8 protein-coding genes and 4 pseudogenes are annotated in these 14,572 nt (G+C 66.9%); 5 read left to right on the top strand and 7 right to left on the bottom strand.

Going from position 1 to position 14,572, the window contains the following annotated elements; all coding sequences use genetic code 11:
• Window positions 1-26: 26 nt before the first annotated feature.
• From OTB16_RS17965 to OTB16_RS17955, 3 genes are read right to left on the bottom strand one after another with little or no spacing between them, the layout of a single operon-like run.
• Window positions 27-866, bottom strand: coding sequence for a carbohydrate ABC transporter permease (locus OTB16_RS17965; RefSeq protein WP_267721425.1), 840 nt, complete (start codon window positions 864-866; stop codon window positions 27-29).
• A 31-nt stretch (window positions 867-897) separates the two neighbouring features.
• Window positions 898-1,893: a carbohydrate ABC transporter permease gene (locus tag OTB16_RS17960; protein WP_267721240.1), complete on the bottom strand. Its 996-nt coding sequence runs from the start codon at window positions 1,891-1,893 to the stop codon at window positions 898-900.
• A gap of 13 nt (window positions 1,894-1,906) precedes the next feature.
• Entirely contained in the window at window positions 1,907-3,223 is a 1,317-nt protein-coding gene (locus tag OTB16_RS17955; RefSeq protein ID WP_267721239.1) for an ABC transporter substrate-binding protein, read from the bottom strand.
• A gap of 183 nt (window positions 3,224-3,406) precedes the next feature.
• Between OTB16_RS17955 and OTB16_RS17950 the strand changes: the two genes are divergently transcribed.
• Window positions 3,407-4,723, top strand: a complete 1,317-nt coding sequence (locus OTB16_RS17950) for an ROK family protein (protein WP_267721238.1) — start codon at window positions 3,407-3,409, stop codon at window positions 4,721-4,723.
• Window positions 4,724-4,773: 50 nt separating this feature from the next.
• On the opposite strand, the pseudogene OTB16_RS39280 reads toward OTB16_RS17950, so the two are convergent.
• Window positions 4,774-5,767 (bottom strand): annotated as a pseudogene (locus OTB16_RS39280) (TOBE domain-containing protein); the annotation flags it as partial.
• A 350-nt stretch (window positions 5,768-6,117) separates the two neighbouring features.
• Here OTB16_RS39280 and OTB16_RS17935 point away from each other — a divergent pair.
• Window positions 6,118-6,372, top strand: coding sequence for a hypothetical protein (locus tag OTB16_RS17935; protein WP_420717725.1), 255 nt, complete (start codon window positions 6,118-6,120; stop codon window positions 6,370-6,372).
• A 796-nt stretch (window positions 6,373-7,168) separates the two neighbouring features.
• Here the strand turns inward: OTB16_RS17935 and OTB16_RS17930 are convergent.
• The 3 genes and pseudogenes from OTB16_RS17930 to OTB16_RS17920 form a co-directional block, all read right to left on the bottom strand.
• Window positions 7,169-7,969, bottom strand: a pseudogene (locus tag OTB16_RS17930) (IS5 family transposase).
• A gap of 88 nt (window positions 7,970-8,057) precedes the next feature.
• A pseudogene (locus tag OTB16_RS17925) lies at window positions 8,058-8,896 on the bottom strand (IS5 family transposase).
• Window positions 8,897-9,607: 711 nt separating this feature from the next.
• A complete protein-coding gene (locus OTB16_RS17920) occupies window positions 9,608-9,835 on the bottom strand; it encodes a hypothetical protein (protein WP_267721237.1) in 228 nt (75 codons plus the stop codon).
• A gap of 241 nt (window positions 9,836-10,076) precedes the next feature.
• Here OTB16_RS17920 and OTB16_RS17915 point away from each other — a divergent pair, with 241 nt between their 5' ends.
• The 3 genes and pseudogenes from OTB16_RS17915 to OTB16_RS17905 all read left to right on the top strand — a co-directional run bounded on the left by OTB16_RS17915 (window position 10,077) and on the right by OTB16_RS17905 (window position 14,441).
• Window positions 10,077-11,495: a LamG domain-containing protein gene (locus tag OTB16_RS17915; RefSeq protein WP_267721236.1), complete on the top strand. Its 1,419-nt coding sequence runs from the start codon at window positions 10,077-10,079 to the stop codon at window positions 11,493-11,495.
• Between the two features lie 456 nt (window positions 11,496-11,951).
• Window positions 11,952-12,854 (top strand): endonuclease/exonuclease/phosphatase family protein, encoded by a 903-nt coding sequence (locus OTB16_RS17910; protein WP_267721235.1) that lies wholly within the window; start codon window positions 11,952-11,954, stop codon window positions 12,852-12,854.
• 140 nt (window positions 12,855-12,994) lie between these two features.
• Window positions 12,995-14,441, top strand: a pseudogene (locus OTB16_RS17905) (NF041680 family putative transposase).
• The last annotated feature ends 131 nt before the right edge of the window (window positions 14,442-14,572 follow it).

Raw genomic sequence — 14,572 nt, 5'->3', positions numbered from 1 at the left:
TTTCGAAGATCAATGGGAGGAGGGGGCTACTTGACGGCGCCGGCGGTCAGCCCGGTGACGAGGTAGCGCTGGAGAAGGAGGAAGCCGCCGACGACGGGCAGGCTCACGACGAGCGAGGCGGCCATGACCTGGTTCCAGTACACGTCGTTCTGGGTCGAGTAACCCTGCAGGCCCACGGCGAGGGTGCGGGTCGCGTCGTTGGTCATGACCGAGGCGAACAGCACTTCACCCCAGGCGGTCATGAAGGCGTAGACGGCGACGGCGACGATGCCGGGGATCGCGGCGGGCACGATGACGCGGAACAACGCGCCGATGGGGCCGCAGCCGTCGACCTTGGCAGCCTCGTCGAGGTCCCTGGGGACCGAGTCGAAGTAGCCGATCAGCATCCAGATCGAGAACGGCAGCGAGAACGTCAGGTAGGTGAGGATCAGCCCTGTGCGTGAGCCGAACAGCGCGATCCCGGTGGCGTTGCCGATGTTGACGTAGATGAGGAACAGCGGGAGCAGGAAGAGGATGCCGGGGAACATCTGCGTCGACAGCACCGTGACGGTGAAGAGCCGCTTGCCGCGGAAGGAGTAGCGGCTGACGGCGTAGGCCGCGAAGATCGCGATGACGACGGAGAAGACGGTCGCCGCCCCGGCCACGATCAGCGAGTTCATGAAGTAATCGGCGAGGGGGACGGTCTTCCAGATGTCGAAGTACGGCTGGACGGTCAGGCCCGAGGGGATCCACTGGAACTTCCCTGACACATCCTGCAGCGGCTTCAGCGAACTGGAGATCATGACGTATACCGGCAACAGGACGAAACCGGTGAGCAGGGTCAGGAACACCAGCCGGCTCACGAGGAACGACTTGGGGGGCGCCATCGGCGACCGGGACTGCACCACCTGACTGTGCTTAGGCATCGGTGGCGCTCCTTCCTCGGGAGGTGAACAGGAGGTAGACGCCCGTCACCACGAGCAGGAACAGCAGCAGCAGGACGGACATCGCGGAACCGGTTCCGAAGTTCCAGGTCTGGAACGAGGACTGGTAGATGTGGATGGAGATGAGGTCGGCCGCCGACGGCGCCGATTTTCCGAACAGGACGAACGGCGTGTTGAAGTCGTTGAACGTCCACAGGAACAACACCAGGATCAGGACCTGGTTGACCGGGCGCAGCGAGGGGAGCGTGATGCGGCGGATCTGCTGCCAGACGCCCGCCCCGTCCAGGGCCGCGGCCTCGTAGATCTCGCGGGGGATGTTCTGCAGGCCGGCCATCATGATGAGGAAGGCGAAGGGCCAGCCCTTCCAGACCGAGACGACCAGCAGGGTGATGAAGCTGTTTTCGCCGATGAGCCAGAACGGCGGGCTGTCGGTGAGCCCGAGCTGGTCGTGGATGACGTGGTTCACCAGGCCGTTGTCGCGCTGGAACATGAAGGCCCAGGTGATGACGGCGGCGTAGACGGGCAGCGCGTACGGCACCAGGAAGATGGTGCGCAGGATGCCCCGGCCCTTGAACGTCTCCTGCATGAAGATCGCGGCCGCCGTGCCGATCAGCCAGCACAGGCCCACGGAGAAGAAGGTGAACAGGCACGTGGTGAAGAAGGAGCTCAGCAGTGCCTCGCCGACCGGTGCGTCGAAGTCGACGGTCAGGGAGTAGTTGTCCAGGCCGGCCCAGGGCGCGCTGCCCCAGTCGCGGAGGTAGAACTGGGTGAGCTCCTTGAAGCTGACGACGATGCCGATGATCATCGGGATCAGGTGGACCAGGAGCTCCAGGACGAGTGCGGGGAGCAGGAGCAGGTACGGCAGGGAAATGCGCCGGAGCCGCCCGGAGCGGCGGGTGCGGGGCGCCGCTCCGGGGTGGTTCTTCCGTACCGTCCGCTTGCCCGTACGAGGGGGTGCGGTGGTCGTCATGAGGTATCCGTGCCTACTTCTTGGGCATCTGCTGCTGGGCCTTGTCGAGCTTGGCCTTCACCGACTCGAGCGTCACCGGCCGGCCGGCCGCGGCGTCGGCGAAGAGCTCCTTGACCGCGGTGCCCACCACCGTCTCGAACTGCGACTCCTCGGGGACCTGCGGGAGGGCGGCGGAGCTCTTGGCAAGGGTGTCGCGCAGGACGGCGAGACCGGGGGTGTTGAACGCGGGGTCCGTCTGCGCGGACTTCACGGGCGGGATGGAGCCGTAGGCCTTGTTGAGGATCTTCTGCTCCTCGTCACCGGTCATGAAGTTCACGAACTTCGTGGCACCGTCGATGTTCTTGGTGTTCTTGAAGACGGCCATGTTGATGCCGGCGACCATGGAGTTGGTGGAGGTGCCCTGCCCCGGCGCGCCGGACTGCACGGGCGCGGGGACCACGCCCCACTCGTCCTCCTTCATGCCCTGCGCGGCGAAGGTGGCCGACGCGGTCTGCCAGAGCACCATGGCGGTCTTGCCCTTGGCGAAGTCGCTCAGCGACTGGTTCTGGGAGTACTCGGCGTTGCCCTTGGCGACGATCTGCGCGTCGGCCATCAGGTCGACGTACTGCTTGACGGCCTTGACCGCGCCGTCGGAGGTGAAGTCGGCCTTGCCGTCCGCGGTGAAGAAGTCCGCGCCGTGCTGCTTGCCCAGGACGAAGACCTGGTGGATGTTGTTCGAAAGGTTGGAGCCCTCGACGCCGAACCCGGCCTTGCCGTCCTTGGTCAGCTGCTTGCCGGTGGCGATCAGCTCGTCCCAGGTGGTCGGCGGCTTGGTGACGCCCGCGTCGGCGAACGCCTTCTTGTTGTAGTAGAGCGCGTAGGCCATGGAGTACAGCGGGACGGCCGCCGGGTCCTGGCCCTGGACGCCGGTGGAGCCGAGCGCCGACTCGACGAACCGGTCCTTGCCGCCGATCTTCTCGAAGTTCTTGGCGTCCCACGGGAGCAGCGCGCCGCTGGCCTGCAGTGAGGCGCTCCAGGTGTTTCCGATGTTCAGGACGTCGGGGCCCTGACCGGAGGTGGTCGCGGTCAGGATGCGGTTGAGCAGGTCGCCCCACGGCACGACCTCGAGCTTGACCTTGATGCCCGTCTGCTTCTCGAACTTGTCGAGCTCCGGCTGGAGGACCTGCTTGTCGACCTCCAGGCTCGATCCCTGGTTGGAGGCCCAGTAGGTCAGCGTCTTCGGCTGCTTGTTGGACCCGGCACCGCTGGTGGAGCCGCCACCACAGGCGGCCGCCCCGAGGACGAGGGAGAGGGTGACTGCGCCGACCGCTGCGACTCTGATTCTGCGCATGGCTCCATGGGCCTTTCAGGAAGGAACGGGAAGCCGACTGCGGTGTGGGGGCGGACGTTCCGCGGTTCGCCCCCAAAACCGCATGGCTTAATTTAGGATGTGAGTTAAACCTCAAGCGAAGGCCTCGTCAAGAGCGTTCACGCAGGTATCTTGCAGGTATGGGCATCGAAGACAGGGGACAGAGTGCGAGTACGTAGCGGCCGAACAGTGCGTGACCTGCGGCGCGAGAACCGGACCGCCGTTCTGCAACGGTTGTATTTCGACGGCCCTCTGAGCCGCTTCTCCCTGGGTCCCGCCACGGGACTGAGTTCCGGATCCATCAGCAACGTGGTCGCGGAGCTGGTCACCGACGGCCTGGTGGAGGAAGCCGGGAGCGTCGAGTCGGCCGGCGGGCGCCCCAGGACCCTGCTCCGCGTCAGCCCGACCAGCGGCTACATGATCGGCGTCGACGTCGGAGAGACCCGTATCCGCATCGAGGTCTTCGACCTGACCCTGACCGAACTCGCACGTGTGGAGCGACCCCTGGAGACGGCGGGGCCCCGCCGCGTCGACCGCTACGACGTCGCCGTCGTGGTGCGACACCTCCGCGAGGGCATCACCGAGGTTCTGCACCGGGCCGGAATCGCACCCGAGCGGCTCCTCGGCGTCGGCATCGGCGTTCCCGGCATCGTCGCAAGAACCGAGGACGGAGCCGTCGTCCACGGCCAGACCATCGGCTGGGACGCCGTCCCCCTGGAACGGATGCTGCGCGACTCGCACCTGCTGCCCGAAACCGTCCCGTACTACATCGACAACGGGGCCAAGACCCTCGGCCAGGCCGAAATGTGGTTCGGCGCCGGCCGCGGAGCGCGCAACGCCGTCGTCGTGCTCTTCGGCTCAGGTGTCGGCGCCTGTGTGGTCAGCGAGGACACCCGGACCGGCCGCGCCATCGAGTGGGGCCACCTGACCGTGCGCGTCCGGGGCCGTCGCTGCCGCTGCGGCGCCCAGGGCTGCCTGGAGGCGTACGCGGGGGCCGAGGCCCTCCTGGAACGCTGGGCCGAGGCCGGCGGACGCCCGCCGGCCGACACCGACGAAGAGACCGCCCTGACGGCGATGCTCGCCGCCGCCTACCCGGCACCAGGCCCCGACGGCACCCCCGATGCCGACACGACGGCACTGGCCGTCCTGGAGGAGACCGCCGAGTACCTCGGCGCGGGATTCTCCGACCTGATCAACCTCTTCCAGCCCGAACGCATCCTCGTAGGCGGCTGGGCCGGCCTGCAGCTCGGCACTCGCTTCCTGGACTCCGTACGCTCCTACGCCACCTCCTACGCCCTGTCGTATCCGGCTGCCAACGTCCGCATCGACCTGGGCACCTTCGGCCCGGACGCCGTCACCGTCGGCGCGGGAATCCTGCCTCTCGCCGATTTCTTCGCGCGTGGCGGCCACGGCACGGAACCTGAACGCGAGGAGCCGCTTCCGGCCTGGCGAACCACGCTGCAGGAGCGTGCTGCGCACTGAGCCCCTGGCCCACCCCGCAGCTGCGAGGTGGGCCGGCCGGGACCAGGGCGCTACCTCTCCAGAGGGGCGAGCCCGTACCCGGCCGGAGACACCCGACGCCCCGCATGGTCGAAGACGTTACAACTGCCCAAGATCGACCAATAGCGGGATCTGTGCTCCCACCCTCACCCGGACATGCGGTCCCGTGCGCACCACGAGGTCGCTGCGCACCGCCCCCAGCCGCCGCGGAGCGATACCAGCGTCAGGCCCCTGAGCGGATTCCAGGGTGGATTCCGGGCGCGCGTCCAGGACCGCCACCGACCCCGACAGCCGTTCCACGGCCCGGTCCCTGAGCCGGCCGAAGCCGCTCTGCTGACGCCTGAGGCTGCGCCGGGGAGCGGCCGGGCGCCGCGCCGACTCCAGCTCAGCCCAGCCGCGCCGCCGGTGAGACGGCCACCACCGCGGGGCGTGAGCCGGTGTCCACGTGGACCGGTGCCTCGTGCCCCTGGTACTCCACGTGCTCGACGATGCCCGTCATCGCCACCTCGCCCGGTTGCGCCTGGCTGGGCGGGGCGATCCGGACCGCCTCCGAGCGCACGCCGACGATGACCGGACGTCGCTGCTGGATCCGGAGCAACTGGTTTTCGGTGCTGAGGGGTTGGGGAAGGGCGAGCCGGTGGCGTCCCAGATCGATCCACATAGCCGCGCCCAGCGGCGCGTGGACGACGGCCCGGAGTGGGCTGATGCGGGGGGTCCCGATGAACGCGGCGATGAACGCGTTAGCCGCAGCGCGTAGGTGTCCCGTGGTGAGCTGACCTGCTGCAGGACGCCGCCGCGCATGACCGCCACCCGGTGGCCGAGAGACACGGCCTCCGACTGGTCGTGCGTGACGTAGACCGTGGTGACGCCCAGCTCGGCGGTTGGCCGGGCGATCTCGGCCCGCAGGTGGCCGCGCACCTTCGAGTCCAGGCTGGAGAGCGGCTCGTCCATCAGGAACACCGACGGCCAACGGGAGATGGCCCGGCCCATCGCGACCCGCTGGCGTTCGCCGCCCTTTTGCCGTCCAGCGCCGTGCGAGTGTGCAAGCAGAGTCTCCGCCCGAGCCCAGCAGCCACGACGGGAGCATCTGACGACTTACAGGGGTCTGGTGCCTTCGTGCTGCGCGGAGAGCGCCGGCATGTGGCTGATTCTGGCGACTCCACCAGCACCAGCGCCGACCCGCTCGCCGTCACCGTCTTCAAGAAATCCTGACCCGCTAGACGCCGCAGCTGTGTGCCGACTTACGGGGTCGTCACGCAGCAAGCCCTCCTCCGGGGCTGCACCGGCCCCGGAGGAGGGCTCACCGGTTTCTCATCCCGTACACGGCCCACCGAGCCGGAACGCGATCCGGCCCGACACCTTCTCAAGGAGTTCCCATGCACCGTGTCCTAACGGTGGCCGTCACCGCGGCGACACTCGTCCTCTCCGCGGCAGCCTGCTCCGACGCCTCCGCAGGCGCTCCGGTCACGATCACCTGGTGGGACACCTCCGAAGCGGACAAGGAAGCACCGGCCTTCAAGGCGCTGGTCGAAGAGTTCGAGCACGCGAGCCCCCGCATCAAGGTCACCTACGTCAACGTGCCCTTCGTCGAGGCACAGACGAGATACGAGGAAGCCGAACTCCGGCCATAGCGCTTGGTCAGGTCCTTGGCCTCCAGACTGCCGTCGCTCATGACGCTCCTCTCTCGCCCATCTGCAACGCCGTCGGCTCTCGTCGTCGTTGTACCTGTCACGGTAGGAGGACCACCCCGGCTGCCGGGACGCCCAAACGACGCGACTCCCCACATCGACCGTCGCGATTCAACGCCTGCCGCATACGACTATTGGCGGACGGCCTGCTCCATCGATCGGCGACCATCACGGACTGTCACCGTCTCACGTGGCGAAGAGAAGGCGAGACGTGGAAGAAGACGGCCCAGCTGGCTCCGGCACGCCCGGAGACCTCTTCCTGGCCAGAGTCATGTCGGCTGCCGAGCTATGACCCACTGCTCGGGGCCGACTCACGCGCGCCCGGCTCCCCGCCCGCGACACCTCTCTTTCATGGGCCTCCGCCGGGGGGATTCCGGGGCGGCCGGGCCCGTGGTCGGCGGGGAGCTGGGTGCGTAGGAGCTTGGCGAGGCGGTCGGTGTGGCAGCTACCGGCGACGTCGCCGCCGCGCGACGGGCGTATCTTCTCCAACGGCCCCACCGTCGAGGCAACGACTTCGACTCGCCCAGTGCGCCGAGCCTGGCCACGTCCAGTTTCGCTCGGCACCCTGAGGGAGGTTGATGGTGGCCTTCGTGCCGAGCCTGGCCGTCTCGGGCTGTTCCCTCATCGGCACCCGTGGCGCGTCCAGTACCGCCACGAGCGCGGCTGGGTCGGTTCCGGCTGGCATGGAGTCGGCAGGGTCTATCAATACACGCACCAGCTCGTTACTGTAGAGGTCGTTTCATTTGGTGAGGCGACGGTGACAGATGAGGGCTGCGGCTATGCCGACGAAGGCCAGGAAGTGTTCTGCCTTGCGCTCGTAGCGGCGGTGGAGCCGACGGCAGCCGGCGAGCCAGGACACGGTCCGTTCGACGACCCACCGGTGGCGGCCGAGCCGTTGTGAGGATTCGATGCCCTTGCGGGCGATGCGGTGGCGGATGCCGCGTTTGCGGAGCCATCGACGCAGGTGGTCATAGCCGTAGCCCTTGTCTCCGTGGAGCTTGGCGGGGCGCCGTCGACGGGGTCCTCGCCGGGACCGGATCGGTGGGATGCCCCGCACGAGTGGTTCAAGACCGAGGCTGTCGTGCATGTTCGCGCCGGAAATGCCCAGCGAGAGCGGCAGTCCGTTCCGGTCGGCGATCAGGTGGATTTTCGATCCAGGCTTGCCACGATCGGTCGGATTCGGTCACGTCAGAGGCCCCCTTTTGCAGCCCGCATGCTGACCGAATCGATCGCGCAGCGCGACCAGTCCAGTTCCCCGCGGGCCCCGAGTTCGTCGAGGATGACGCGGTGGAGGCGGGCCCAGACCCGGACCCGGCTCCACTGGGCGAAGCGCCGGTAGACCGTCTGCCAGCTTGGGCCGAACACCGGCGGCAGCTGCCGCCAGGTGCAGCCCGAGGTCGCCACGAAGATGATCGCGGCCAATGCCGCGCGGTCGCCCGCTCGACGCCGGCCGCCACCCCTGCGGACGTATGACCTCCGTCGGCGGTACCACCCGCCGGAACAGCACCCACAACTCCTCCGGCACCAGCCGCTCAACCAGATCCGTCATGCACGGTTCAACGAACGATCACGCCATAAGAAACGACGTCTAAGAGGGCGTTTGATCTAGGCGGATTGCCGATTATGCCCTAGTAGGTTCCTCGCCAGGTTGGTGTGGTTTCGTCCGTTATGCGCTTGGCGAGGTTGTCGATGGAGGCGATGTGGATCATGGCTTCGGAGCTGGTGGTGAGGGTCTCGTAGTCGCGGGCCAGACGGCGGTGCATCATGATCCAGCCGATGCTCCGCTCTACCACCCAGCGTCTTTTCACCACGTGGAAGCCGCGCTTTTCGGGGTTGCGGTTGACGACTTCGACGTCGATTCCGAGGCGGGCGCCGTGCTCGATGACGGTGTTCTTGAAGCCGGTGTCGACCCAGCTTTTCGCAATGGTCGGGTAGGCGGCTTTCGCCTGATCGAGGAGGCGTATCCCCATGGCGTTCTCGGAGAGGCCGGCGCTGGCGACGGTCACGGCGAGAATGAGGCCGATTGTGTCGGTGAGGATGCCGCGTTTTCGTCCGACGATCTTCTTCGCGGCGTCGGCTCCTTGGCTGGTCAGGGGCACGTTGGTGGAGGTTTTGACGCTCTGGTGTCGATGACCGAGGCGGTCGGCTCGGCTTTGCGGCCTTCCTTGACGCGGGCGAGACCGGTGAGGTCGTAGTTGAGTTGAGCGAAGATTCCCTCGTCGCGCCAGGCTGCGTAGTAGGCGTAGACGGTGCCGTGGCTGGGGAAGTCGTGCGGGAGGTATTTCCAGGGGATTCCCGTGCGGTTGATGTAGAGGATCGCGTTGAACACGTCCCGTAACTCGACCCTGGCTGGCTTTCCTGTGGGACGGCGTTCGAGCCGGGCATTTCGCCAGGCCGTCAGCGTAGGCTCGATCAGGGCCCATCGGGCGTCGGACAGGTCGCTGGGGTAGGGCTTGCGCTCGCTCACGGCACAGCGTGTACATGACTGAGTCCGGAGGGTGTGGTTCCGCTGACTGTCCGGCGATTCTGGGGCGTCTTCAAACCAGACGGACTTCGAGACACGGAAGCGAACGAGACGGGCAGGCGGGTTCGTGATCCGGGTGGGGATGCACACCTCCTACCGGGCAAAGGCGATCAAACTGGGGCATGAACAAATCTCGCATACTAGAAAAGTGCTATGTAAACGCCCACTAAGAGGTCGTTTTCATCGGTAAAGCCTGTTTGATACCGATATGCCGCTGTGGCGTGAGATCACTCGAGGGTGTGGAGGAGTTCAAGCGTCTGCCGGAGAGTATGGGAGGCCCGAATTTCCCGTCTCATCCTGCAGAGTCTGTCTCGTTCCAAAAGATGGCGACCGTGGCGCTTCGTGCCGCTCAGACGCAACCAGATCCGAAACGCCGGAGGTTGGAGCGAACCACTGAGGCTCAGGGAGTGACATAAACCAGCAGAAAACGACCTCTAAGTCGCTCGTTGCAGCGGCGGAGCTTGCCGAAGCTGTTCATCCAGGAATTCGTGCGCTGGCCCACTGCGCTTCCCCGGCTGCGCTTCCCCCTCGCCGACGTCCGGGTTCGCCGAGGGCATGCAGCAGCGGCTGACCCGCCGCGGCCACGATGGTGCGTGCCGCTTGGACGGTGGCCGTAACCGGGCGGCTGCTGAATCGTTTATCCATATCGTCGCGTCAGATGCACAACCGCTCCCCCTTGCGGTGCCGCGGCTGACGGCCCCGGGGCACGCCGGAGCTCCAGGGCAGCGTCAGGCCGGCGGTGACGGCGGCGAGATCCCGTTCCGTCTTTTCGCAGAACCCCACTTGGGCCTTCGTCGTGCTGTAGGAGATCGGGGTTCCGGCGCAGATCTTGCTGGAGCGGTTCGAACCCCGCTCGACCGTTGAGGTGCCGTGTGGTCTCAAGACGCGGCGCCTGCCGTGTGATCCGCGTTGAAGGACAGGTCAACGCCTGTTCGCGTGGTCCGTCCGCCTGTGATGCGGGCGACGTCCGCTCCTGGCAGCAGCTGAAGGAACAGCCCGTAAACTCTGGCTTCGGACTCGGTTTGATCTTGGGGGCAGGGAAATGGTAAGCAGACGAAGTCTGTTGGGCGGGGCGGCCATTGCGGGGGCCGGGGCGCTTGTGGGTGTGGCGCGGACCGCGGGGGTGGCCGAGGCTGCGGAGACGCTGACTACTCCCTTCACGCCAGTCTCGGTACCGCATTTGGTGCAGGCCGAGCAGATGGTCCAGTACCAGCGCATGCTGGCCGCCGGATACCTGCCGGCCGGCCTGACGGGTCATTGGCCGCTGGACGGCAACGGCGCAGACCGGTCGGGTTTCGAGCGGTCCGTCGCGCTGGGTTCGGGCGCGAGCTGGACGAAGCTGCGCGCGGGTGGCGAGCTGAGTTTCGACGGCTCCTCCGCGGCGTATGCGTCTACGAACACCGTGCTCGACACCACGGCACCCTTCACCGTCGCCGCGTGGGTGCGACTGTCCGACGATCCCGCGAACCCGGCGCCGCTGGAAGCGAACCCCTACACGGCGGTCAGCCAGGACGGCGTTAAGACCAGCCGCTTCCTGCTGATGTACGACGACATCGCCCGGAAGTGGGCGTTCAAGGTGCGCAGCGAGGACCAGAAGGCCAAGGCAGAGGTGTTCGCGACGACCCCTGTCGTGCCCGGCCAGTGGGTTCACCTGACTGGCGTGTGGGACAAGGGCAACCTCCGGATCCACGTCAATGGCATCCAGGAGAGCAGCGGCACTGACGCGACGATCGCTTGGGCCGCTACCCAGGGGTTCAATATCGGACGGGCCAAGTGGGATGGTGCACCGGCGAACCGGTGGCACGGCAGCATCGATGACGTCCGCGCGTACAACCGGGCGCTGACGGCCGATGAGATATCCGTCATCAGCGGGAAGACGGCCCGGCACAACAACGACTATCTCATCGGCGAAACACCCGAGGTCGTCTGGGGCTCGCCCGCCGATCCCACGACGTGGATCGCCCGCGCCCGGTGTTCGTCGTTCATCACCAGGGTGCTCCGGCAGACGTACCCGGCGTGGGCCGCGACCACCGGAACGTACTTCAAGGACCACTTCGGTGACGCCGGCCCGGAGGCCGCAGACTACCGCGTCGGATTCGATGCCGACCCCGGCCCCCACTTCAAGAAGATCCGCAAGGTGGCCGACCTGCAGCCGGGCGATCTCATCGCGGTGGACTATCAGGGCGCCGTCCCGAACAACACCGGGCACATCGTCATGGTCCGGGAGGTCAAGGGCGTCTTCACAGGGTCGGTGAATCTCCCGAACCAGACGCAGTACGCGGTCGAGGTCATCGACAGCACAGCCGCACCCCATGGTGTCTTCGGCCTGTCCACCTACGAGCCCTACCCCGACTCGAGGATGGTCGACAATCTCGACGAATCCCGGTCGTTGAACTTCAAGGGCGTCGGCATCGGACACATGATGTTCTACGCCTCGAACGCGACCGGCGAGTTCTCAGCGTACCGCTGGAGCGTCAACTCCGGGTCGGACAAGACGTACGCCACCTCGGCCCGCCCGATCTCCGCCGCCCGCGTCGTCTGACCCTTCGCCACCCCCGGGATTTCGAGCGGCTCTCGCACAGAGCGAGCTGCCTAGAACGCCCGGATCATGGCTGCGGGGACCTCCGGGGCAGACACCCGGGGGCCCCGCAGCCGTAGGTCGAAGTCGACCTCTCATGTCCGCCGTGGACATGCACCAGACGCTAAACGTCGACTAGTTCGACGCAGTTTCCCACCGCAATACAGTTGATCAGGCCGCCCTTGCAGGCGAGACGGATGCAACCCCCCGGCGCCACTGGCCGTCGGGGTCGTCATGAACACAGAAGTGTCCGCATCTCGCGGTTTTCTGTGTCTCCACGACAAGCAACGCTGGGCGCCCTGCGCACCTATCAGGCAACGGAATCACATTCCACCATCCTCCTGGGTGCTCTCGGCCGGTAACAGCGAGCTGTCCGCCGCTGGCGCGTACCTGGCACACACAAAGAGAAATCCGGTAACCGTGTCCAAATCTTTGCTGCTCAAAGCCGTCCGGCGGATGCTGACCCTCACCGCTGCCGTCCTACTGACGGCTTTCGGCACGGCCGCGTCCGCGCAGGCCGACATCGTCTCGGGGTCGACTGCTCCCTCCGTGCGGATGCTGACCTACAACGCCTGCGGCGCTGCCTGCGACGACCGTGTCTCGAAGGATCAGTGGGGCGAGACGATCAAGACCTCCATGGACAACTGGTCCGCGGACTCCGTCATGCTCACCGAGATCTGCTACGACCAGTACGAAGCCCTGCGCGACAAGCTCACCGGATACGCGCCCGCTTGGTACGCGACGAGCAACGTCAAGGGGTGCGGCGAGTGGGACACGGACAACCCCGACCTGCGCATCGGGCTGGCGATCTTCGTCAAGACCGCCTCCGTGGAACGGCTGACCTTCGCACTGCCGGCCAACCCGGAGGACGGTAACCCTCGCGGTCTGCTCTGCGCCAAGGGTGCGATCGAGGGACGCACGACGCTGTCCTGCGTGACGCATCTGTCGCATGTCGGCGACGCCGGCCGCCTCGCGCAGGCCAAGGCGGTCCGCGCGAAGGTCGACGAGTGGGCGGGGAACCTGCCCGTGATCCTGGGGGGAGACTTCAACGCAGCCGCCACCAGCGCCGAGATGAGCGAGTTCTACGGATTCCAGGGAGGTACGGGCCGCTACGGGGAGGTCGACGAGAGCGACCAGGACTACTTCACCCCCAACTGCACCGGCATCTACTGCCGCTCCGGAGAGACCACGCACGCCAACGGGAAGCTGGACTACATCTTCGTCTCGGCGGACCACTTCCGGAACGTCCAGGGCGACGCCTTGGGCAAGAGTGCGAACATGTCTGACCACAACCTCCTTCGAGGGGCCGCAGAGTGGGAGTAAAGGGCGCGCCCTAAGCTTGGCGTTTATTGTCGCTCGTCACCCGACCTGCTGATCTGCGGTGTTTCCCGGGACAGCGGAGGCGGCCGTTCTCCACGCTTCGAGATGTCGAGTCACAAAGCATCAGAGAACGGCCGCTGTGTATGAGTCTGTCTGCCGACGTGTCCGGACGCGAGGCGTTGGATGTGTTGTCCCGCTTTCGTGTCGAGTTCTACGACTGCCTGTATGCTCGGGCTGACGCGCTCTTCGAGCTCACCGACGCGGTGCTGTGTGCGGACGGGCCGGTGAACACCCTGGTCGAACTGTCGCTGACGGCCGAGCACCGGCGCGGACACAGCGCCTTGTATTCGGGGCTGGACCGGGGCTGGATCGAACCGACGCGTCTGCGACGCGCTCTGGCCGGCCTACCGCTGCCGAAGACGGCCGACGGGCGGATCGTCCTGGCCGTGGACGTGAGCAACTGGCTCCGCCCCGACGCTCCCACCAGCGACGACCGGCTGTTCTGCCACGTCTACGGACGGGGCGACCGCAAAACGGACCAGTTCATCCCGGGCTGGCCGTACTCCTTCGTCGCCGCCCTGGAAACAGGCCGCACCTCCTGGTGCCGGCTACTGGACGCCCTGCGGCTCGGACCCACGGACGACGCGACACTCGCCACCGCCGCCCAGCTCCGCGAGGTCGTGGAACGCCTGACCGACGCGGCGCACTGGAAGCCGGGTGACCCCGAGATCCTGATCGTGATGGACGCCGGCTACGACGTCACCTACCTCTCCCACTCCCTGCGGGACCTGCCCGTCGTGCTGCTCGGACGACTGAGCTCGGACCGCCTCATGCTCCGCGACCCGGGCCCCGCCCGCTCCGGACCGAAAGGCGGACGGCCCCGCCGGCACGGCGGCGTCCTCACCTTCGCCAAGCCCGACACCTGGCACCAGCCCGACGTCACCACCGCCACGAACACCACCCGCTTACGGCACGGCCAAGACGATGGCCTGGAACCGTGTGCATCCCCGTCTCACCCACCGCGGCCCCTGGCTGGAGCACGCGGAAGAGGAACTACCCGTCCTGCACGGCACATTGATGCGCCTGACGGTGGAGTACCTGCCGGGCGACCGCGACCCGAAACCGGTCTGGCTGTGGTGCTCCGCAACCTCGGCCACATCGGCGGACGTGGACCGGTGGTGGCAGTCGTTCCTCCGCCGCTTCGACCTGGAGCACACCTTCCGGCTGATGAAACAGACCCTCGGATGGACTGCACCGAAGGTCCGCCGCGCCGACACCGCCGATCTGTGGACCTGGTTGATCATCGCCGCACATACCCAGCTCTGTCTCGCCCGGCCTCTCACGGAAGACCTCCGGCGGCCCTGGGAACGACGAACCGAACCTCGTCGCCTCACCCCTGCCCGGGTCAGGCGGGGGTTTCGCAACGTCCGTGCGACCGCGGCCCGTCCGGCAGCCGCACCGAAACCGTCCCGACCCGGCCCCGGACGACCCTCCGGATCGAAGAACAACCAGCGGGCCAGCCATCACAGCGTCGGCAAGACGATCAAACGCGCCGAGTCGATCAAGGAACACCAAGCCCGCAGAGGATAAACGCCAAGCGTACGTCCAGCAGTCCGGGCATCATCGCAGCTCAGAAGGGGTGTGGGTGCTGTAACCGGACGTCAAGCTCAGGATAGCCAGCCGGTGCAAGTCCGGTCCGGGGAGACGCCAGGGTCCCCGGT

The organism is Streptomyces antarcticus (assembly GCF_026627255.1).
GTDB classification, from domain to species: Bacteria; Actinomycetota; Actinomycetes; order Streptomycetales; family Streptomycetaceae; genus Streptomyces; species Streptomyces antarcticus.
The sequence above is the reverse complement of the archived record's forward strand: the minus strand, read 5'-3'. Positions and strand labels throughout refer to the sequence as shown.

Bases quoted from the DNA above. Each gene is read 5' to 3' on its own strand.
- OTB16_RS17965 (WP_267721425.1), bottom strand. From the start codon at position 866: ATGGCGCCCCCCAAGTCGTTCCTCGTGAGCCGGCTGGTGTTCCTGACC.
- OTB16_RS17960 (WP_267721240.1), bottom strand. From the start codon at position 1,893: ATGACGACCACCGCACCCCCTCGTACGGGCAAGCGGACGGTACGGAAG.
- OTB16_RS17955 (WP_267721239.1), bottom strand. From the start codon at position 3,223: ATGCGCAGAATCAGAGTCGCAGCGGTCGGCGCAGTCACCCTCTCCCTC.
- OTB16_RS17935 (WP_420717725.1), top strand. From the start codon at position 6,118: ATGCACCGTGTCCTAACGGTGGCCGTCACCGCGGCGACACTCGTCCTC.